Raw genomic sequence first — 23349 nt, 5'->3', positions numbered from 1 at the left:
GGCTTAATTGCCCTCTTTTTTTGTTTAAAAAGGAAGGTTGAAATAAGATTTTTAACTTATATTTGTTAGTTACACAAAATTTTAACTGTTATTATATATAAATAATAAAATTTAACTATGCTACTTAAACGACTTACACCATTAACAATAGTACTATTATTTTTTACATTGTCGGCTTCATCTCAAACCAAAGCAGAATTAACTAAAACTTTATATTCGTATTCATTTTCCGGTTTAGAACCTACTATTGATATGGATGTGGTTGTTAAAGAAATTGAAGGGTTAAAAGGAGTTTCTGTTTGTAAATCAGTATTAAAACCAGAAACAAAAGTAGGTCAGTTAATAGTAATTGTTGAAGAGTACTCAAGAACATCTGAAGGTCAAGAGATGTTTGAAATAACCGATTTAAAAAAAATCATTACTCAAAATGGATTGATACCTAATGAGTTAACCATAGAACCGTTTAGTAATTAATCACACTTTTTTCTTTTAAAGTAATTCATTTATGAAACATTTATACGTTGTATTAGTTTTTTTGCTTTTTACCTTTTCTTACAATAGTGCCTTAGCTCAATCTGATAATTGTTCTGCAGCAACAGTACTTTCCGTTACTGCTAATTGTTCAAGCCCTACCGCTGGTTCTACTGCTGGATTTACTCAAAATATTGCAGGTTGTGTTGGTAATGCTGATGATGATGGTTGGTATCAGTTTGTTGCAACAGCGACAAGTCATCAAATTAATGTTGTTCCAAGTGCAGGTTATGATCCTGTTGTACAATTGTTTTCGGGTGCTTGTGCAACATTAGCAACTATCTCTTGTATGGATGCAACATTTACAGGTCAAACGGAAACCATCAATGCTACAGGGTTAACTATTGGTGCAACATATCGAATTAGAGTTTATCATTATGGAGCTGGTTCAGGTTCAAATACTTTTACCATTTGTGTTACTAATCCACCTCCAGCACCTGCAAACGATTTATGTAGTGGAGCAATAAATTTATTAGTTAATACCGTTTGCTCTAATACGGCAGGAACAACAGTTGGTGCAACTCAATCTCTTTTAGGTTGTGCAGGAACAGCTGATGATGATGTTTGGTATAGTTTTACTGCTGTTAATACTACAGCCACAATTACTGTTGATCCTTCTGTTACTATGGATGCTGTGTTGCAATTGTATTCAGGTACTTGCGCCTCTCCAACATCAATACAATGTATGGATAATGGTTTTACAGATGGAAATGAAGTAATTAATGCTGTCGGTTTAACTCCTGGTTCTACTTATTTTATTAGAGTTTATGATTATTATAGTGGAGGAGGAGGTACATTTAATATTTGTGTTACCGGTCCATCTGCTTCTGCTATACCTACTAATGACGAACCTTGTAATGCTATAGCTTTACCAAATCCGAATTCAAGCTGTAATTTTTTACAATTCTCAACAGTAGGTGCTACGGCATCTATGGGAGCACCAACTCCTGCTTCATGTGTTGGAGGTTCAGCTCCACAACAGGGTGGTTTTGCAGCTGGGACTAAAGATGTTTGGTTTAGTGTAGTGATTCCTGCAAACGGACAAATAACTATAACTACACAACCGGGTTATGGTATTAATGATGGTGTAATGGCTTTGTATAGTGGTGCTTGTGGAGCATTAACTCAAGTAGCATGTTCTGACGATCATAACTATCCGGGTTCGGCAAACGATTTAAAACCGTATATCAATGCTACAGGATTAACACCAGGGGCAACCTATTATATTCGTTATTGGGGTTATGGAACAAGTGCTGGTAATTTTGGGTTATGCGTTTCTTCAGCATCCAATGATTTCTGTGCTTCATCATTATACATTTGCGATTTGAATGGTTATAGCGCATCAACAAGTGCAGCTTATACGCCAGACAGACCTTGTAACATGTATGGAAACAATGAAGACACTATAATAGGTGCTAATCAACCTGACGGTGTTAATACTGGTGGTATTTTTGGTCAGGCAGGACCTTGGGGTACTGGAGCTCCATTGTTTGATGTTAATATCAATAATAATTCTTGGATAAAGTTTACAGCATCAAATACAACAGCTATTTTAAATGTTGCAATAGGTAATTGTTGGGTAGGAAACTATCCATCTGGAGGTATACAAATGCAAATTTTTGCCTCTAATGGAAGCTGTTGTAATTTTGTTCCTGTTTCAGATTTTAAAGAAAACTCTACTGGGTTTACAATAACAGCTAACAACCTTACTATTGGAAATGATTATTACCTAATGGTTGATGGTTATGCCGGTGATATTTGTAGTTATACCATTTCGGCAAATGCTGGAGTTCAGTTTCCAAATATTACAACCACCAAACCCTCACTTTGTTTCGGAGATAGTACTGTTTTAGTTGGTCCTGTTGGAGCATCTTCTTATGAATGGTTGCCTTCTGGCGAAACAACTCCAAATATTACTGTTGCACCATCTACAACAACTACATATACACTTATAGTAAGTGGCGTTTGTGGAGCAAAACAAACATTAACTCAAACCATTGTGGTAAATCCTTTACCTACTGTTCAAATCAATTCTTCGAACCCTATTAGTGTTTGTAATGGTAGCAGTGTAAATTTAACTGCTTCGGGAGCATCAACTTATGTTTGGAATACAGGAGCAACTTCAACAACTATAGCTGTTCAGCCTACTGTCGATTCAACTTTTACAGTAATAGGAACTACAGCTGCTGGATGTAAAGATACTACAGCTGCGTTAGTCCAAGTATTAACAAAACCAACGGCAACAATTTCTGCATTAAATGGAGATTCTGTTTGTATTGGAAACTCGACAACTCTTTCAGCATCGGGAGGCGGAACTTATTTATGGGACAATTCTTCTACATTAGATTCTTTGGTAGTTTCACCAACGGTAAATACTACATATTCTGTTATAGTTGATGTTGCAGGATGTAAGGATACAGCTTCAATTCCAATTACCGTTAATAGCCTTCCAATAATAGGTTTCTCGGGAGATTCTGTTGTTTGTTTAGGAGAAACCACTACTATTTTTGCTTCTGGAGGTAATTCCTATAATTGGAACAATGGAGTGGCTAACGATTCAATTGTAATAACACCTTTAGCTGATTCAACTTATTCTGTTACCGTTACTGATGCAAAAAATTGTGTTAATAATGCAAGTATAAATGTTCAGGTAAATAACTTACCAATACCTATAATTAGTGGTTCATCGTTAATTTGTAACGGAAGTTCAACCACATTAACAGCATCAGGCGGAACTTCTTATTCATGGAATAATGGAGCATCAACTCCTTCCATTTCTGTATCACCAGCCGCAGATTCAACTTATTTGGTTACAGTTACTGATGGAAATAATTGTTCCGACACGACTTCAACTACTGTTCAAGTGGTGAGTAATCCTTCGGGAGTAATTACATCGAGTAACGGAACAAACTTTTTGTGTGCGGGGAATTCATTTACGTTAACAGTATCAGGAGGAGGTACCTATATTTGGAATACGGGGTCAACTTTAGATTCATTAGTGGTATCACCATCAGCTGACTCAACGTATTCAGTAATTGTAGATGTTGGTGGTTGTAAGGATACAGCTTATTTCGCTGTAACTGTAAACTCATTACCAACTGTAAGTTTTAGTGGAAACAATACGATTTGTAATGGTCAAACAACAACATTAACAGCCTCAGGAGGAACTTCTTACTCATGGAATACGGGTAGTACAAACGATTCTATTGTAGTATCCCCAACTGCAGATTCAACTTATTCGGTATCAGTTACTGATGCTAACTCTTGTAGCAATACAGGAAACATAACTGTAACTGTAAATCCTTTACCAATACCTTCAATTTCAGGAACGTCAATGATATGTAGTGGAACATCAACCACATTAACAGCATCAGGTGGTACTTCTTATTCATGGAATAATGGCGCATCAACTCCTACTATTACTGTTTCACCAGCGGCAGATTCAACTTATTTAGTTACAGTTACTGATGGAAATAATTGTTCCGACACGACTTCAACTACTGTTCAAGTGGTGAGTAATCCTTCGGGAGTAATTACATCGAGTAACGGAACAAACTTTTTGTGTTCAGGTAATTCATTTACCTTAACGGCAACTGGTGGGGGAACATATTTATGGAATACTGGTTCAACTTTAGATTCATTAGTGGTTTCGCCAGCAGCTGACTCGACGTATGACGTAATTGTTGATGTTGGAGGCTGTAAGGATACAGTCTATTTTGCAGTTACGGTTAATTCCTTGCCAACTGTTGTTATTACAGGAAATGCTACTATCTGTAATGGTCAAACAACCACATTAACAGCATCAGGAGGAACGTCATATCTTTGGAATAATAGTAGTACAAACGATTCTATTGTTGTTAGTCCAACAAGTACAACAACCTATAATGTAACCGTTACAGATGCTAATAGTTGTAGCAATACTTCGTCTCAAGTTGTTACAGTTAATGCTTTACCAATTGTAGCGATATCTGGAGCATCATCAGTTTGTAACGGACAATCAACTATTTTAACCGCATCAGGAGGAAGTACATATGTTTGGAGCAATGCTCAAACTACTCCTACTGTTAATGTTTCTCCAACTGTAAATTCAACCAATTATCAGGTTGTAGCCACTGGTTCTAATGGATGTAAAGATTCTACTCAACATGTGGTAAATGTTATTCCAAAACCGGTTGCTGCTATAAGTGGTAATTCTAGCGTATGTTTTGGTAATGTACTTGCTTTAACAGCATCAGGCGGAACATCTTATTTGTGGGATACTGGAGATACTATTGCAAATATTAATGTTGCTCCAACAGATACAATTACCTATACTGTTATTGTTTCAGCAAATGGTTGTTCTGATACAACAAATACAACTGTTAATGTAATACCGTTACCAACAATAAATGCTTATTCTGACACAACAATTATATTAGGCCAAAGTGCTGTAATTTCAGCATCTTCAGCAACACCATTTACATGGTCGCCTAACGAAGCTATTTCGTGTACAAATTGCCCTTCACCTACAGTAAATCCCACAGAAACAACTACTTATTGTGTTGCTACAACTAAAAATGGTTGCCCGAATACTTCGTGTGTAACTGTTACTGTTGATAATATTTGTGGAGATTTATTTGTACCTAATGCATTTTCACCAAATGGTGATGGTAGCAATGATTGCGTAATGGTTTACAGCAACTGTTTGCAAGAAGTCTTGTTTAGAATCTACTCACGATGGGGAGTTATGTTATTTGAGTCTGATAAAATTGATGGCTGTTGGGATGGAACTTACAATGGTTCAGAAATGAATACCGGCGTATATGTATTTACAGTAAAAGCAAAACTAATAAATGGTGATGATGCTGAATTAAAAGGTAATGTAACACTATTTAGATAAAACCAATTTACGATTTAACAAATGAAACACTATATATTTTCCATATTACTATTAATGTCTATTTCGAGTATGGCTCAGGATATACATTTTAGTCAAGCAAACATGACTCCATTACTGATTAATCCTGCTAATGCGGGTTCAGAATATACCATTAGAGGTATTTTAAATTATCGTAGCCAATGGGGTAGTGTAAGTTCTCCATTTGTAAGTATGATGGCTGCTTATGATATGAATTTTAAGAAAGGTAAAAAAAGTAAAACTGGATATTTTGCAGGAGGATTGTATGCTTTTACTGATAAGTCAGGTTATTCGCAAATGAAAACCAGTCAAGTAAACTTAAGTGTTGCTTACCACATTAATATTAATGAAAAAAATACTTTAGGATTGGGTATGCAAGGAGGGTATTTTCAGCGTTCAGCGAATGTAGAGAGTTTAACTTGGGGAAGTCAGTTCGATGGCTATCAATACAATCAAGCATTTAGTACTGGAGAGAGCCCAGATTTTACTGGAATTTCTTTTGGTTCAACAGATTATACTTCAGGTTTAGTTTGGACGTATAGAAATCAGGAAAATTATTTGTCGGGTAAAAAACTTTTAATCAATAGTGGATTATCTATGCATCATTTAAACAAACCAACTATAGAAACCCAGAATATTGTAAAAGATAATTTACATTATCGTTGGATTTGGCATACCAATGCTATTATTGGGTTAAATCCAGAGTTTATTATTTTACCGTATGTATTTTATTCTCGACAAGGTTCTGTAAATGAAATTATGTTTGGTTCGGAAGGTTTGTATGTGATACAACAAGCATCTAAATACACGAAAAATAATAAAAGTATGGCTATTGGTGGTGGTGCTTTTTATAGATGGAATGATGCACTTATTTTTTCGGCAATAGCTCAATACGATAGTTATACGGTTTCATTTAGTTATGATATTAATACATCATCGTTAAGTAATGCATCAGGTAGAAGAGGAGCCTATGAAATAGCTATTCGCTATGTTTATCCTAATCCTTTTGGTGGTGTAAAAAGCCGTTCTAGATTTGATTAAAATAAGAACAAAACTCTTGATAAGATATTAAGATAAATATTATATCTTTGTGCTTTGATGAAAAAGACCAATAGAGTAATATTAGATGCCACACATTTTGATCTTACCATTAAAAGGCTCGCTCATCAACTCATTGAAAACCACAACGATTTCTCGAATACTGTAATTTTAGGGCTTCAACCTAGAGGAATTTTCCTTGCCGATAGAATTAAATCGGAATTACTTACCATAAACAACAAGTTTAAAATTGAATCTGGTGCTTTAGACATTACGTTTTATCGTGATGATTTTAGACGAAGAGACGAACCTCTTATTCCAAGTGAAACCCAATTAAACTTTATTATTGAAGACAAAACCGTTATTTTAATTGACGATGTATTGTTTACTGGAAGAAGCATAAGAGCTGGTTTAGATGCGATGCTGGCATTTGGTAGACCTAAAAAAGTAGAGTTGTTGGTTTTAATAAATCGTCGTTACGAACGACAATTACCTATACAAGCAAAATACATTGGTAAAAATGTACATTCAGTAACTAAAGAACAAGTAAAAGTATCGTGGAAACAGACAGATGGGGAAGATAAAGTAATATTATATACACCTGCAAATGAGTAAATTAAGCGTTAATCACCTTCTTGGTATTAAGTATCTTAATAAGCAAGATATCGAATTGATTTTTGAAACAGCAAATCATTTTAAAAATGTGATTAACCGACCAATTAAAAAAGTTCCATCGTTACGAGATATTACTATTGCCAACCTATTTTTTGAAAACTCAACTAGAACTAAACTTTCGTTCGAATTAGCGGAAAAAAGACTTTCTGCTGACATTGTAAATTTTGCATCATCTAGCTCTTCTGTAACAAAAGGAGAAACATTAATAGATACAGTAAACAACATCTTATCCATGAAAGTGGACATGGTAGTCATGAGACATCCGAACCCGGGTGCAGCTTATTTTTTATCTCAACATGTTGATGCAAAAATTGTAAATGCTGGAGATGGTGCACATGAACACCCCACACAGGCCTTACTAGACGGCTTTTCGATTATAGAAAAATACGGTGACTTAAAGGGAAGAAATGTTGTAATAGTAGGTGATGTGTTACACTCAAGAGTAGCTTTATCAAACATTTTTTTACTACAAAAAATGGGTGCAAACGTAAAGGTTTGTGGACCATTAACTTTAATACCAAAATACATTTCTTCACTTGGTGTAGAGGTTATTTCAGATTTGAGAACTGCATTAAATTGGTGTGATGTAGCCATGATGCTAAGAATACAGTTGGAACGTCAGGATATGAAGTTTTTTCCTTCATTAAGAGAATACTCCATGTTGTATGGTTTAGACAAAGAATTACTCGACTCTTTAAAAAAGAAAATAACCATTATGCATCCAGGTCCAATTAACAGAGGTGTTGAGATTACGAGCGATGTAGCAGATAGTAAACAATCTATAATATTAAATCAGGTAGAAAATGGAGTGGCTGTTCGAATGGCTGTGTTATACTTGTTGGCTGGAAAAATATAATTTAACAAGTGAATAGTTTAAGGTGTTTTGTGTTTAGAAAAAAATATAAACACTATCCACTATAAACTAACAACTACAAACTAAACAAAATGAAAAAAGCGATTATTAAAACAGAAAAAGGTGATATGACCGTTGAGTTTTATCACAATGATGCCCCAAAAACAGTTGATAATTTTATTAAACTTGCTGAGAAAGGGTATTACAATGGACTAAATTTTCATAGAGTAATACCCAACTTTGTAATTCAAGGTGGTTGTCCTGATGGAACAGGAGCAGGTGGACCAGGTTATTCAATCGATTGTGAGTTGACAGGAGAAAATCAATATCATGATAGAGGAGTATTGTCAATGGCTCATGCAGGAAGAAATACAGGAGGTTCACAATTTTTTATTTGCCATAGTAGAACAAATACAGCTCATTTAGATAGAAACCATACTTGTTTTGGTAAAGTGGTAGACGGCGTTGATATTGTTGATGATATCAGGCAAGGTGATAAAATATTAAGTATAGAGATTGTGGATTGATTTTATAGAAAAAGACATAATAAGAAAAAGCCTCGAAAATTTTCGAGGCTTTTTCTTATAGCATATTTTTTCCACCAACTAACGTATTAACGTTAATGTGCCAGTAAATGTTTCTTTTTTATCCGTTTCCACATCTATAATGTAGAAATAAGTTCCTTCAGGTACTTTTACACCAGAATTGGTTCTACCATCCCAACCATCGTTTGCTTGTATCGATTCAAATACAACTTGTCCCCAACGATTATATATTTTCATGGCAACGGTTTTAATACCTATACCAGTAACTTTAAATAAATCGTTCTGACCATCAATATTTGGAGAGAACACATTTGGAATAACAACCACTGGTTCTACAACAATAGTTGGAGTAGGAGTATTACACGAATCAACAACAATATAATTTGCAAAATGAATAGAATCAGTTCCATTACTATTTGAAACAACCAATGCAACATTAAAAGAACCCACATTACTATAACAAATATTAGTAGGGTTTTGTTGATTAGAAGTTAAGGAGTCAGCACCAAAGAAATACCAAGACCAAGAGTTTGGAGAACTTGTGCTTAAATCGGTGAAATTAACACAGTTATTGATACATAGGTTTGTGTTTGATACAGTAAAATTAGCAACAGGAGTTACACAATTGTTAACCGTTACAATTACTTGGTCAGTATTTCTACAGAAATTACTATTAGAACCAGTAACAGTGTAAGTAGTCGTAATTGAAGGGAAAACAGATTTAGTTTGCCCCAACCCTAAGCCGTTATCCCAAGAATAAAAAACTCCACCTGAAGCTGATAGTGTAGTGGTATCTCCGTTACATATAGTAACATCGTTACTAGCAATAATTATAGGTAAAGCATTAATGGTTACTTGAACTAAACTTGTATTAACACATCCATTTACATCTGTACCAGTAACGGTGTAAGAACTTATTGAACTAGCAATAACATTTGGATTTTGTACATTGCCAATACCATTGTTCCAAGAATAGCTATTTGCACCACTTGCTCTAAGTTTTATAGTGTCACCAACACAAACAGATGTATCAGGGCTAGTAGTTAAAACAGGTAAAGCATTAATAGTTACTATTACTTGAGCAGTATTAACACAATTATTTAGGTCGGTACCTGTTACAGTATAAGTTGTATTTATAGTTGGACTAGGAGAGTGAGTAGCACCACTTCCTAAACCATTATTCCAAGAGTAAGTATTTGCTCCACTAGCAGATAAATTAACATTACTACCGCTACAAATAGCAGTGTCAGGAGACGTTGTTATTGTAGGTAAACTAAAAACAGTAATAAAGTTTGGAATAAATAATGAATCAGAACCTGTTGAGTTTGTACTTACCAATGCTACATCAAAACTACCGGCGGTATTGTAACAAATATTAGTAGGATTTTGTTGGGTTGATGTTAAAGAGTCAGAACCAAAGAAGTACCACATCCATGAAGTAGGTAAGTTGATTGACAAGTCTGTAAATGAAATACAACTTCCAACACAAATAGTACTATCCGAAGAACTGAAACTTGCTACAGGGGCTAAACCACAAGCACCAACTGTTACACGGACAGAATCTGTATTTGTACACATGTTAACATCTGTACCAATTACATGATAGGTGGTGCTAACTATGGGGCTTGGTGAGTGAGAAGCCCCACTACCTAAGCCATTATCCCAAAAATAAGTGTTTCCACCAGTTGCAGAAAGGTTTGCAGCGTCTCCGGTACAAATAGTAGTATCTACACTTGCAATAATTGTTGGTAAACTATTAATAGTAACATCCACTTGAGCAGAATCTAAACATAAATTAGCATCTGTTACATAAACGGTGTAAGTTGTATTTGTGATAGGAGAAGGAGATTGCGTAGCTCCATTACCTAGGCCATTGTCCCACAAATAAGATGTACCTCCTGTTGCAGAAAGATTAACCGCATCTCCGATACAAATAGCTGTATCTGGGCTTGTAGTTATTGTAGGTAAGGCATTTACAGTAATAAAGTTTGGAATAAATAATGAATCAGAACCAGAAGGGTTTGTAGCGACCAATGCTACATCAAAAGTTCCAGCTGTATTGTAGCAGATGTTAGTTGGATTTTGTAAATTAGAAGTTAAAGAATCTGAACCAAAGAAATACCACGTCCAACTTGAAGGTGTTCCTGTGCTTAAATCACTAAAATTAATACAAGAACCTATACAAAATGAGCTATCTGAAGAGCCAAAACTTGTAACAGGAGGGGTTCCACAAGCATTTATGAATACTGTAACAGGAATAGTAAATGTACCTGGACAAGATTTTACGTAATATGTAGTTTGCGTAGATAGAGTAGGAGTAGTGAATGATGGACCAGTTTGTAATAAATTTCCACCAAATTCTGCATCGTACCATTCGATAGTTGCTCCAACAGGCGTTGTTCCAGAAAATGTAGCGGTTAATGTAGCTGTATTGTTAGCACAAATATTTTGATCATTGGCGGTTAAATCAAAACTTGTAATGGTTCCGTTTGAGATTCCAACACCACCTCTTGTTGCACCATTTGGATTAAAATTGGAAATTAAAGGAGAATTTGTTGTGCCATTAACTCCTGCAATAACAGAAATAGTTGGAGAACCTGAATATACAGCAACGTATCCACCGCCACCACTACCACCAGGACCTTCAGCTTCTTGAATTACCGCAGCAGAACCTGTTGTCATAATTTGGTCACCGCCTTTACCACCATTAGCTGATATCGTTATGCCACTAACATTAGAAGTAGTTTGAAGGATAACTGTTCCGCCAGCACCACCACCACCTGCTCCTTCTTTTCCAGAATATTGCCCAAAACCAGGACTAGCAGGTCCTGATGAATTACCACCAGCTTCACCGTTTGCAGTTATTGAACCAGCACCATTAATCGCTCCATAAGATTTTATAAAAACAATTCCAGCACCGTTACCACCATCACCACCCCAAACGTCGTTAGCATCACCAGCACCACCAGCACCACCCATAAAAATTTTATTAGTAGAATAATCAAGAGGTCGACCACCTAAACCACCATTATCCCTTCTTAAATCTCCACCCCAAGTAGAGTTATTCGGAGGAACTGTTAATTCGTTACGATTACTTGAACAATGTGAATATCCACCTCTTCCGCCACCCGAAGAAACAATTAAAGCAGGGTTGCTATTAACGGCCATTAAGTTTGTATCCAATGTCCATGCCTGAATAAAGTTTGCCGAGCTAACATCTGGATTTCCAATTCCCTTATTCCATAGAGCAACATCACCAGCATTAGCACCTCCACCACCGCCAGAATTATGGGCATTTCCTCCACCACCACCATTTGCAGCTGCACCTCTACAATATCTACCACTTAAATTTGAACTATAAAAAGCTTGATCACCTGCAATTCCTTCACCTTTTTCTGCTCCCTCAACTGGATTGTTGTCAGCATATCTTAAACCACCGTTTGTTGAATTAATGTCAACAACACCACCTCTAAAACCTTTTTCTGAAACATCAATTAATCCACCAGCATTTATAGTGGTAACACCTAAAACTTCAACAGCTAATAGTCCTCCAGAAGATCCATTCCATTGAGATGTAGTTAACACTCCACCACCATTTACGGTTAGTGATAAATATCTAGGAACTCTAACCACCATCACTCTTCCTGATGCAGTATAATTTCTTTTCAACGCACAATCAAAAACAATTGAAGTTCCATTTGGAACACTTTTTACTTGAACAAATTCGTAATTACCAGCATTATTGTAATTAGTGATTCTACCCCAAGTATGATGAAACTTTGAGGAGTTAGGAAATGAAGGTACAGTTATAGAATCTTCAATAGACGCACCTTGTACTTGATAAATCATGATTAAATCACCTGCAGCAAGGTTGGAACTAAAATTTGTAGATAATGTACTACTAGTAACATTAATAAGTGTATCACCAATGGTTGCATCACTAGTAAGCATTGTAAAAGCATTAACTTCTTCAGCTGGCCCTGTTACAGTTTTCGCTCCGTCTTTTCCACGTTGAGCATTTACAGTTATTATTGAAAATGCGGCTAATGCTAATAAAACAATTCTTTTCATTCGTTAATTTTAAATATGTTTTGTTGTTATTAAGACTTATTCTTTGTTACCAAGGTTGCACTTGTTAAAAAGAATTGATGTCAATTTATGTAAATAAAATAGTTTTTAAAATGAAAACTAAATTAAATTCGTTTTAATATTGATTTCCTATACTCATTACCTAATAAGGGTTCATTTTTTAGCATTTCCAATAAAAGCTGATTGTTTTTGTTGTACGACAATAAACTAAAGGCATCTTCAACCGAAAAATCGTTATTATTTTGTTCGATTAGTTTAAATTCATCTCCAACAGTTACAGTGCCTTCTTTTAAAATTCTAACGTAAAAACCCGAATAGGATGAATTTATAAATTCTTTAATTACCAATTGGTCGTTAAACTTGTGTCCCAATTTAAAACAGGGAATTCGTGGTTCAGAAATTTGAACAATGGCATTTCCAACTTGATAAATATTTCCAATTCGAATAATGGTTTCGTCAATGTTGTCAAGCGTAATATTTTCGCCAAACATCCCAAATTCAAATTTTAGGTTTGGATATTTTTCTTTCCAAAAAGAGTAATGATTGGCTCCATAAAAATAACACGCTTTGTCAATTCCACCGTGGTTTTCTCTATCACAAACTACATCTTTTTCAACATCGGTTTTACCTAAAAAGATAGGAACATTAACTGGCTTTTTAAAAATGCCCGTTTCTACCGTTTTTCCGTTCCATTCGAACGAAACTTTGTTTCCAATATTAGTAGAAACAATTTTCATTATAAGTTGTTTAATGCTGCTTGATAGTTTGGTTCTTCAGTTGTTTCAGCTACTTGCTCGGTATATTTTACCACGCCATTTTCGTCAATTACTACAATACTTCTAGATAGTAATCCACTTAAAGCACCATCAATCATAATTAAACCGTAGTCTTTTCCAAAAGAACCCGTATTAAAATCAGAAAGCATTACCACGTTTTCAATTCCTTCAGCACCACAAAATCTTTTTTGTGCAAATGGCAAATCTCTTGAAATACATAGCACTTTAGTATTGGTTAGGTTGGCAGCTTCTTTATTAAAATTTCTTACAGATGCAGCACAAGTTCCAGTATCAACACTTGGAAAAATGTTTAATACTAATTTTTGTCCTTTGAAGTCGGCTAAGGTTTTAGTGCTTAAATCTGTTGCTGTTAATTTAAAATCTTTTGCTACAGAACCAACTGCTGGTAAGCTTCCAATTGTATTTAATGTGTTGCCTTTTAAAGTAATTTGAGTCATTTTGTTATCTATTTTTTTATATTGTTAAAATTAGTTATTCCACGAACAATACCAAACCTTTTAAGTATTCTCCTTCAGGATGAAAAATACTTACGGGATGATCGGCTGGTTGTGATAAATGGTGTAAAACTTTTACATTTCTTCCTACTTCAATAGCTGCAGCCATTATAGTATCGTAAAACAATTTTCTGTTTACAACTTGTGAACAAGAGAAAGTAAACAAAATTCCACCTGATTTAATTTGTTTTAATGCCATAGCGTTTAAACGCTTGTAACCTTGTATCGCATTGTGTTTTGCTTTTTGGCTTTTGGCGTAAGCGGGAGGGTCTAATATAATAATGTCGTAATCTTCGGTGTTTTGTTTTAAAAAACTTAAAGTATCAGATGTAATGGATTCGTGATTTTTTAATTTGTTTAACGTGATGTTTTGATTGGTTAAATCTATTGCTTTTTGTGAACTATCAACCGAATGAACCAATTTTGCTCCAGCTTTTAAAGCATAAACTGAGAACCCGCCAGAATAACAAAAGGTATTCAGTACTTTTTTGTTTTTAGAAAACTCACCCAATAACTTTCTGTTTTCACGTTGATCCAAGAAAAAACCTGTTTTTTGACCATTAATCCAATCTAAATTGAACGCACAGTTGTTTTCTAATCCAACCAAATTGGGTTCGCTGGCTTGATACAAGTATTCGTTAGTAAAGCTGTTTTGTCCCGTACTTGATACGGGATTGTTTTTTGCTAAACTTTCAGCACTTTTATCATAAATAGCAATTAAATCTTTTTTTGGATAGGTTTTTTTTAATGCTTCAACTATATTGTTTCGATAGTTGTACATGCCAATACTGTGGCATTGAATAACTGCTGTTCCGTTGTAATAATCAATAATTAAACCTGGTAAGCCATCGCCTTCAGCATGTATTAAACGATACATATTGGTAGTTGGATTGTTGGTTAAGTTTAAGCTTTCTCGAACTTGATAAGCCGCTTTAATTTTTTTGTTCCAAAAGTCTTGGTTAATCTCTTGCTCGATAAAAGAAATAATCCTCACCGCTATTGTCCCATCACTAAAATGACCCAAAGCTAAAAACAAGTTTTTAGAATCAACCACTTTAACCAATTCGCCATTTTCTGGTAATTGCGGTGGTTCGTTAATTATTTTGTGAATAGCACCAGAAAAAACCCAAGGATGCTTGCGTTCAATCGATTTTTCTTTGTCTTTACTCAGTACAATAGTTGGTAGTTCCATAGTTATTTAAACTTGTTGCAAAGAAAAGCAAAATGCCCCAAGAAAGTAAGCGATTAGAATGATTTATTATTGCTTAGTAAAAGTAACGGTTGCAATAGCTGGAGATACAACAGTATCGTTACCAAGAGGTGCACTTACAAAATAAGAAATGGCTCTACGAGGATAAGTGTTTGTATTGGCAGAATTGTATGTTGTGCCGTCGTCGGTTCCAGCATCATAAACATAAGCTACAACACTTTTGGAATTTACAAATGCGTCATCTTCAAAAAGATTAATGTTTACAACTGCCAAATACCAATCGGGACTTGGAGCTAGCATGGTTGCTAAAGTAACAGCTGTGTGGTTTTTATCTACGGTAACAAGTTGTTCTATTTGACCAACTCCTGAACCTAGATTGTTGCCAATATATAAATGTAAGCCTTCTCCTGTGGTAATTCGCTGATTTATTTCATTGTCGAGTGGAGTAGTAGCTCCCAATTCTGCCATTTTACGAATACCTTCTGAGGCTAATGTACCTTCCTTAAAAAATTCGGTATTGGCTTGATGAGTCCAGCCAATGAGTTTAGAAAAATGAGCATTTGTTGGATAATCAATGGGGTAATCTGTACTGTTCCAATTAATATTAAAAGTTACTTTGTAGTTAGTTGTTTTTAAATCGTTGGGTAATTCTTTTACATCCTTTTTACAACTTGCTATGGTTATGAAGAGTGTTGATACTACAAGAAATTTTCTCAAAGTCATTTTGTATTTTTTAGTCTAAAACGTAGGTAAAGGTAGATTATTGCAACACAATTTTCTCTACTTTTTTAAAGTTGTTGCCTGTTATGGATAAAAAGTAAATGCCTTTTTCAAGGTTGTTGAGCTGTAATTCAACTTGATTTTTGACTGTTTTTACTATTTTTCCAGTAACATCAGTCAGAGTAATTATTATCTCACCGTTTGTTTGCTTTAACCCTTTAATATAAAGCATGTTGTTGGCAGGGTTAGGATAAATGTTTATTTTATCTACATCAAAACTATTGATGTTGGTTGTGCCACAAGACATGTTCATTAATTTAAACCAAACGTTATCCAATAAAGCAAAAGAAGCCAAATCATTAACATTTGCTTCTCCTTGTCTGATTACCACCATATTTTGGTTTGGCGAAATACTGATGTATTGTCCTTGCGAGCCAGCAGCAGTAAACATGTCTGCTGGGGAGTTTGGAGCAATGGCAAAAGGGTAAGATGTAGTTGATCCTGGAGCAATAAACGAAGATTTTCCGTTTAACCACCACAAATAACCATAAGCAGGGTTTATATTTTGCGAGCTGTTGAGCATTTGATAGTAATACAACGAATCGTCTAGTACAACTGTTGAGCCCCACATTCCTTTATTCAAAGTTAACAAGCCAAAACGAGCCATGTCTCGTGCTTTACTAAAATAGAAGTTATTGTCTCCAAACGGAAACCAAAAGCCGCTACTCATACCAATTTTGTTTTTAATTTTTTGATTGGTATAAACGGTTAATCCCTGACCAGAAGCAGTGGTAAGAACGTTCTCTAATAGATTGTAAGGACTATTGTGGTAAGCCCATCGGGTTCCTGCATCAGCAACATAGGTTAAGCAACTTGGAGAGGTACACGAAAAATTGTTTTCGTCTAAGCCAGTTGTCATGGTAAGTTGATGCCAAATGGTAATGTTATCTTCTTGAGGAATGGCTAAGCTGGTAAATCCAGTTCCTAAGTAATCGGAAGTTTTGTCGTTAATGTTAAGCAGACCATCTTTTTGAGCAATGCCAACCAATGTAGCTCTTAAACTTTTGCCTGCCGAATACCAAACGTGTAAACTATCGGCTGTATAGTTGCCAAAGTATTTTTCCAGTACAATTTTGCCGTCCTTCAATACAATAAAAGCATCGGTTAGTGATGTGTCTAAATATTGGTACAAGGCATCAATACTATCTTGACACCAGTTTAACGATGATGGTGCAATCGTATCCCATGTATTACCTGTGTTTGGAGGAAAATAAAGCGTTTGAGCGTTGGTAGATTTGTTGGTTACAAATAAAACTAAAAGTAGGAAGTACAGTTTTTCCATGTGTATCTGTTTGAATAATAATTGCTTATAACTTCAAATATAAGATATTATTCGATTACTTTTTTTGACTTTTTTTTGCAGGAATTAGCATTCCAACCAGCCATAGTAGCAACAAAAAGCCTAGATTAAATACGATGGAAAGCAACAACATTAAGTAAAAACCTGAAAACAAGCCCGATATTTTGGTAAACAATACGGTAACAAAATTTCCTGCCCAAAGGGTGCTAAGGTTAAGTAAAAGGATTAAAGCAATAAACAATAACAAGCCCGAAAAAGAGCCTTTTATATCGGACTGACTCAAAGAAATGGCACTGCCAATTGAGAACAATAAATAGAAGAATAATAAGTACTTCCACCAAGCAGCATTTTCTTGGTTTATAATGGCTTTTATGGTGCTCATTAGTCCATCGTAAATAGAAGAAAATACTTGAAATATACTTTCAGTAATACTTAAATCAGATAGTTTTATATTGTTGATTATGATGTCGTTGAATTTTAAATCAAAAATTAAATAACCAATAATAAATAGGGCAGAACCACCCAATAAAATTGGACCAATACCAATTAAGAAATTACCCAAATTTTGGTAAATGTTTTTCTTGTTAAAGCTGTGTTTTACATACCCCTGCTGTGGGTTATTGGCATTAAACGAAAACAGTTTTACATTAGAAATTTGATGCCCAAAAAGTAAAGCAAAAATTAAATGCCCGAGTTCATGTACTGCTGTACCAATCCAGCCAAACAAATACAAATACCCCGGCATACCAATAATACCAACGGTTAGTTTTTCGATTTGCTGTGAGATAAGGTGCATAATTAACCCCAGAAACATAATTGGAGCTAGCAATATGGTTAAATGTGTGAGTGTAGCCAATAAAACATCAATTAAATATTGCAATACAGTTTCCATTAGTGGCTTATTTTTGAAATAATAACATTGCTACGTTTGTGTGCCCGCAAAAGAAAGGAACAATTGCTTACGTTGGTTAAAACCAGTAAACTTTCTTTTTTAAGCTCGTACATTTTGCTGTTGATTTCAGCAATTAAGCTGCCCGAGTGTAGATAAAAACAAACGGTATCAAAAGTATTGTCGAGTTCAATGTTCTTACTCTGATTGGCTTCTAGTGATAAATAACTCAATTCACTGTTAATGCACTCTTTTGTCATTAAGTTAAAATCGGTACAAGTACCTATGGCAGTTGTTTTCCAATCGCCACTAAAAGTATCGGTATCAAATTGTTTTAGGGTTTTGCTGTGGTGATTTTCGTGTGTTACGGTTATTTCACCTTCTAACACCATTAGTTTACGGTTTATGTTGGGTAACTGGGTGAATGTAGATGCTGCAACTTCAACTTTGGCAGAACTTATCCGAAAATCGAAGTTGCGTTCGGCATAAGAAGCCGTTGCTGGAGAAATAAACAATTGAGTGGTGCTACCGCCCGACCAGTTTGAGGTGATGTAGTCTGATTTAGATAGTATCGTAATATTCATCGGTAGACCATTTTATTGGGTTATTAATAATGTATTCACGAATATTATCTAATTCATTATAATTTCTAATTATTCTGTCGTGATAGCGACTTTGCCAATCAAATTCGATATTGTTTTGGTTGGCAAATCGTTTTACAGATGCTTTATAGCCCCGAATAATTGAGGCAAGGTTTCGTGATTGTGAGCCAAAATTATTTGGAATCCATGTTGTTTCTTCTGGTTTATTAATAAATATAATTCCATGAACATGGTTGGGCATTACAATAAATTCGTCCAATTCAACAAAAGGAAAATGTTGAGGGATTTGTTGCCAAAATTCACGAGCAACTTTTCCAATTTCCGTTTCCCGTAGAGACGCATGATTATGCGTCTGTTTGATGTTTTTATGTTCCTGTAGAGACAGATAATTATCTGTCTTTAAATTGGCTTTGTTTGGAGACAGACAATCGTCCGTCTCTACTGGGTTGGTATCAATGATTGGAGACGCATAATCATGCGTCTCTACGATGTTTCCGAAATAATGGATTTTTTCTTTGGTGCAAATGGTAACAAAATACAAACCGTGTGATCCGTAGTCATACCCTTTTAAACGGGCTGAAGGAATTCGATATTTGTTTTGAAATTTTTCCATTTTTTACCGTAGAGACAGATGATTATCTGTCTCGTTTGTTTTATTATCTGTCTCCTTTGTTTGGAGACGCATAATCATGCGTCTCTACCAGCATCGTACACAATTTCATACTTAATGCCTTCTAAATCTTTAAAGAAAAGGGCATAGTAATGTTCGCCGTGTTGTGGGTAAAGTTGTGGCGGATTGACAATATCGGCTCCAATGCTTTTAATTAAGGGATAAAGTTCATCCACTTCTGTTTTAGAACCTACTTTAAAAGCCAAATGGTGTAATGCTCCAGGTTTTCGGCGGTGAATGGTATCGTTTTTAAATGCTTCTCGTGGCGAGTTGATGGCAAAAATGAGCAAGGGATGAAAATATTCTACCACTTCAAAATCGTGTGCTTTAACCGTTCCTTTCGATTTTTTGGCGATGTCAAAACCTAAAATAGGCATGAGTTTGTCGTAAAACAACTCGGCAGTTTTAAGATTTTTAACGGTTATTTGTATGTGGTCGATAATGGGTTGCATGCTTATTTGGCTCTAATAATGTATTGGTATTCCAATAAATTGGTATTGATTTCGATGTTGGTAAAACCTGCTTCGGTCAGCTCTTTTTTAACCGTTTCTTGGTCAATTTTATGGTCTACAGGCGGACCAACAGGCAATTCTTTTTTAAAGAAATCGATAACTACCAATTCGCCACCGGGTTTTAAGCCTTTTAGCACTTGACTAAAATAAGCCACTCGGTTTTCGATGTGGTGGTAAGTGTTTACAATCAGTACCTTGTCTACTTCTTGTGCTTGTAGAGCAGGTGAGTCGAAAGGCAATTTGCGTAACTCTAGGTTAGCATTGTTGTCGAATTCCGTTTCTTTTTTGTGTTTGATGTGAGCTAAAAACTCCTCGTTTACATCGCCAGCAATTACGGTAGCACCAGCGTTAAGCAGTTTAAAACTAAAATAACCCGAGCCAGCACCAATGTCTAATATTTTAAGCCCTTTTAGGTTGCCCAAATACTCCAGTACTTTAGCTGGTTGTTGGTAAGCATCACGTTCGGGCGAGTCAAACCTTTGTATCAACTCTTGGGTAGAGTTTTCGTGCATGTGTTCGTTAGCACTGTTGTGCCCGTCGTGGTGAGCATGTTCTTCGTGTTCTGCCTCGTGGTGTTGGTGTTCGTTTTTACAAGCGATTAATGCTGTGGTTAAGATGATGAGTAGTAGTTTGTTCATGGTTTGTTTTTTTACAAAACTAAAATAATATTTTTTGTGCTACCGCGAGCGTCTTGTTCCTGGGTTAGTTATAAAAACCACAAGGTAGAGCCTTGCGGGAGCAGAAGGGAGTGGATGGCTGCGATAGATGAGAGCATAATTATTCTTGTTGCAATTATTTTATTTCCGAGATATCAATTATTTTAATTAAAAACCTTTTAAAAACCAAAATTTCTTTAATTGTTTGTACAACTGAAAATTTAGCAATACTAGATTCACTAACTTCAATCTTTTCAATAGATGTTTTATTTTTATAGGCACGATTATTATATGCCATAACAAAATTAACCTTTAATTTATTTTTTGAAATTTTATCAAAAAGATCTTGAGCATCCAACTTATTTTTAGGATTTCTAAGATTATATAATTCTATTGTTTTTATAAAATAATTACTTCCAGAAATATTATTTAGATCATTCCATAATCTTTTTGCAGAGAGAATTATCTGACTGGAAAGATTTCTCATCTGTGTGTTAAATTCGTCCTTTACATGGATTAAATATAGATTATCCTCATTAATATACAATATATCGCAAAGCTCTATATTTTCTTTTATAACTTTGTCAAATACGTAATAGTTTTGGTGATTATGTGATTTATTATAAGAATCTTCATCCAAATCTTCGTGCCAAGCATTTAATATTTTTTCTTCCAATTTGTAAAGTTGAAAATAATTAATAGCCTCTTTTTTTATTTGCTCAATAAATTTATTTTCGAGATAAAACCATTGATTATCTATTCTAAAATATTTTTTATTTTGGTATGGAATTTCAGCATTAATGTGTGAATAGAAGGTTCCAAATGTTGATTCCTTTTCATTGATTATACCTGTAATACTTAATCTTAATAAATCAGTTTTAATTTTAAATCTATCATTAATATTATCAATATCATTATATATGAATCTAGTACACTCATAATATAAATTATTTCTATCATTAATAACTTGATCATTTACTTTTCTTTTCTTTTTAAAGCGTATTTTAAATTTATCGCATTCATAGAATTTTTCAATTTTATTATTATTTACTAATTCTATTATATCATCATTTAATAGATACAGTTTATTATTATTTGAATGTAGAAGAATGTCTTCAACAATTCGGTCTTTTAAGTAATTATCTAATTCAATTAGTAGTTTCTCATCACTAACTTTGTTAAAAAGAGAAAGTTGAGTATAATTAGAGTTGTCTTGTTTTATAGCATGGATATCTACGATTAATTGTTTTAATTCCTCAAAATTAAGTTTCTTTTTTAAGCAGAAATATGACCCTATCTCCATAATTGCCATATCGTTGCTTAATTTATATTTTTTAAAAATACCTTCTCGCAAGTCTTTTCTAACTATTATTTTTATTTTCTTAGGTATTTCTGAGTAGTCTAGTGAATCATTAACAGATTGGTTATAATTATAGGTGTCAGATCTTTCAGATAAATTTCCAGTTACACCTCTTGTATTCATTACTAGAGATATATCATCATTTGGTTTGGCAAAGTATTGATATAAATCAATCCCGAAGTAAGGGTCTATAAATTTCTTAATTACATTTATTCCACTACCTCCAATCACACAATAAATATTACTCTTATATATGATAAAAAGCACAAATGAAAATTCTAAAACATCAAAATTTTGTTCTTTTATCAACTCCTCTGGAAGAAATAATTTCCAATAATTTTGATTTTTTGGTTGATTATAACAATAGGTATAAAATTTAAAATCTCCTGTTTCAAAACTTTCTAAAGATGGTTTTACAATTGAAAAATCAGTTTGTTTAGCATGTATTTGGTTTTTGTGATTTTCCTTAATAATATCAATTATTTCGTCATTATTCTTACCTTGGAATTCATAATATAGTTTATCGATTGAAAAAATTTTAAGATTAAATTTTATATTCTCTAATGCCATAAATACAATTTGAAAGATAAAGTAAGAAAATATGTTATTCTACACATAAACATAAAATGTGCTTATCAAAAGTAAAAAATAACTTAATGATTAATTTTTAAACTTATTAAACTTTATTAACAGTTTGTAAATTAAGTATTTATACTTAAAAAAAAGGGAGGGAGATAACTAAAAAATTAATAAATATCGCTAAAGGTGTATTCGTAAGTTTTGTCACCCAATTCGTAGGTTTTTAAAACCGTACCGTTTTGGTCGAACTTTACAGGGTAGCTAAAAATAGGGCCATCGTAACAAAAGGTATGAAACTCGCCATTTTCGCCACAAACATCCACCTGTTTGGGTAATTGTTTAAGAAAATCGGCAGTATAATCTACTGCAATTAAATGTTTGGGTATTTTGCTGTTGTCGATAGAACAAACGTGTGTTTTAAAGCCTTTTTTAATGAAATCGGTAGCTAATTTGTTGGTGCTTTTGTTCCATAAAGGGAAAAGAGCGGTCATGCCTACTTCGTTCATTTTGTTTTCGCGGTATTCTTTTAAATCTTCCAAAAAAATATCGCCAAACGCTACGGTATTTATGCCTTGCTTTTTAAATTTAAGTAGCAAAGCTTTCATTTTGGTTTCGTACTCGGCGTGCGTTTTTTCTTCGATGTACATAATTTTTAGTGGAATACCTATGGCTTTGGCTTGTGCCACAACCAAATGCTCGGGTACACCGTGCATCGAAACCCGTTTATTGGGTTTGAAAATGTTGGTGAGCAAATATTTAACCTCATATTTTTTACTGTTCAACAAGTGGTGTAGGGCAAAAGAAGAATCTTTTCCGCCGCTCCACGACATTACTATGGGTATTCTATTGTTCATAATTTTTTCTTCTAACTT

The 23349-nt window shown here is 34.4% G+C and carries 19 protein-coding genes; 6 read left to right on the top strand and 13 right to left on the bottom strand.

Translation table 11 applies throughout. The annotated features are described in order from the left end of the window. The first annotated feature begins 117 nt into the window (after positions 1-117). From H6589_05790 to H6589_05765, 6 genes are all read left to right on the top strand, one after another. Complete coding sequence (locus H6589_05790; GenBank protein MCB9174101.1) at positions 118-474, top strand: hypothetical protein; 357 nt, start codon at positions 118-120, stop codon at positions 472-474. Between the two features lie 31 nt (positions 475-505). Beyond that, on the top strand, positions 506-5410 hold the full coding sequence (locus tag H6589_05785) for a gliding motility-associated C-terminal domain-containing protein (GenBank protein ID MCB9174100.1): 4905 nt from the start codon (positions 506-508) through the stop codon (positions 5408-5410). A gap of 21 nt (positions 5411-5431) precedes the next feature. After that, complete coding sequence (locus tag H6589_05780) at positions 5432-6469, top strand: PorP/SprF family type IX secretion system membrane protein (GenBank protein MCB9174099.1); 1038 nt, start codon at positions 5432-5434, stop codon at positions 6467-6469. Between the two features lie 57 nt (positions 6470-6526). After that, a complete protein-coding gene (pyrR, locus tag H6589_05775; GenBank protein MCB9174098.1) occupies positions 6527-7081 on the top strand; it encodes a bifunctional pyr operon transcriptional regulator/uracil phosphoribosyltransferase PyrR in 555 nt (184 codons plus the stop codon). Continuing rightward, on the top strand, positions 7074-7997 hold the full coding sequence (locus tag H6589_05770; protein MCB9174097.1) for an aspartate carbamoyltransferase catalytic subunit: 924 nt from the start codon (positions 7074-7076) through the stop codon (positions 7995-7997). Before pyrR ends, H6589_05770 begins: the two co-directional genes overlap by 8 nt. Before the next feature lie 89 nt (positions 7998-8086). Then, positions 8087-8521: a peptidylprolyl isomerase gene (locus tag H6589_05765; protein ID MCB9174096.1), complete on the top strand. Its 435-nt coding sequence runs from the start codon at positions 8087-8089 to the stop codon at positions 8519-8521. Positions 8522-8599: 78 nt separating this feature from the next. Here the strand turns inward: H6589_05765 and H6589_05760 are convergent, their stop codons facing one another. The 13 genes from H6589_05760 to H6589_05700 form a co-directional block, all read right to left on the bottom strand. Next, positions 8600-12610 carry a gliding motility-associated C-terminal domain-containing protein gene (locus H6589_05760; protein MCB9174095.1) on the bottom strand — a complete coding sequence of 1337 codons (4011 nt, stop codon included), beginning with the start codon at positions 12608-12610 and terminating at the stop codon, positions 8600-8602. 122 nt (positions 12611-12732) lie between these two features. Continuing rightward, positions 12733-13365 carry an MOSC domain-containing protein gene (locus H6589_05755; GenBank protein ID MCB9174094.1) on the bottom strand — a complete coding sequence of 211 codons (633 nt, stop codon included), beginning with the start codon at positions 13363-13365 and terminating at the stop codon, positions 12733-12735. Further along, on the bottom strand, positions 13365-13862 hold the full coding sequence (gene tpx, locus H6589_05750; protein MCB9174093.1) for a thiol peroxidase: 498 nt from the start codon (positions 13860-13862) through the stop codon (positions 13365-13367). Before tpx ends, H6589_05755 begins: the two co-directional genes overlap by 1 nt. A gap of 34 nt (positions 13863-13896) precedes the next feature. Continuing rightward, positions 13897-15111: a class I SAM-dependent rRNA methyltransferase gene (locus H6589_05745; protein MCB9174092.1), complete on the bottom strand. Its 1215-nt coding sequence runs from the start codon at positions 15109-15111 to the stop codon at positions 13897-13899. 66 nt (positions 15112-15177) lie between these two features. Then, on the bottom strand, positions 15178-15852 hold the full coding sequence (locus H6589_05740; GenBank protein ID MCB9174091.1) for a spondin domain-containing protein: 675 nt from the start codon (positions 15850-15852) through the stop codon (positions 15178-15180). Between the two features lie 37 nt (positions 15853-15889). Next, positions 15890-17191 carry a serine hydrolase gene (locus H6589_05735; GenBank protein ID MCB9174090.1) on the bottom strand — a complete coding sequence of 434 codons (1302 nt, stop codon included), beginning with the start codon at positions 17189-17191 and terminating at the stop codon, positions 15890-15892. Positions 17192-17246: 55 nt separating this feature from the next. Next, positions 17247-18101: a hypothetical protein gene (locus H6589_05730; GenBank protein MCB9174089.1), complete on the bottom strand. Its 855-nt coding sequence runs from the start codon at positions 18099-18101 to the stop codon at positions 17247-17249. After that, positions 18101-18682: a HutD family protein gene (locus tag H6589_05725; protein MCB9174088.1), complete on the bottom strand. Its 582-nt coding sequence runs from the start codon at positions 18680-18682 to the stop codon at positions 18101-18103. The genes H6589_05730 and H6589_05725 overlap by 1 nt, the downstream gene beginning before the upstream one ends. Beyond that, positions 18660-19313 (bottom strand): transposase, encoded by a 654-nt coding sequence (locus tag H6589_05720; GenBank protein MCB9174087.1) that lies wholly within the window; start codon positions 19311-19313, stop codon positions 18660-18662. The genes H6589_05725 and H6589_05720 overlap by 23 nt, the downstream gene beginning before the upstream one ends. A 74-nt stretch (positions 19314-19387) precedes the next feature. Further along, positions 19388-19822 carry a VOC family protein gene (locus H6589_05715; protein MCB9174086.1) on the bottom strand — a complete coding sequence of 145 codons (435 nt, stop codon included), beginning with the start codon at positions 19820-19822 and terminating at the stop codon, positions 19388-19390. Positions 19823-19824: 2 nt separating this feature from the next. After that, a complete protein-coding gene (locus tag H6589_05710; GenBank protein MCB9174085.1) occupies positions 19825-20520 on the bottom strand; it encodes a class I SAM-dependent methyltransferase in 696 nt (231 codons plus the stop codon). Positions 20521-20674: 154 nt separating this feature from the next. After that, positions 20675-22468 carry a TIGR04141 family sporadically distributed protein gene (locus tag H6589_05705; protein MCB9174084.1) on the bottom strand — a complete coding sequence of 598 codons (1794 nt, stop codon included), beginning with the start codon at positions 22466-22468 and terminating at the stop codon, positions 20675-20677. Positions 22469-22644: 176 nt separating this feature from the next. After that, on the bottom strand, positions 22645-23331 hold the full coding sequence (locus tag H6589_05700; GenBank protein ID MCB9174083.1) for a diphthine--ammonia ligase: 687 nt from the start codon (positions 23329-23331) through the stop codon (positions 22645-22647). Between the last annotated feature and the right edge of the window lie 18 nt (positions 23332-23349).

Source organism: Flavobacteriales bacterium (assembly GCA_020635795.1).
Taxonomy (GTDB): domain Bacteria; phylum Bacteroidota; class Bacteroidia; order Flavobacteriales_E; family Vicingaceae; genus Vicingus.
Note: the sequence above shows the minus strand (reverse complement) of the source record. Positions and strands in the feature narration are given on the sequence as shown.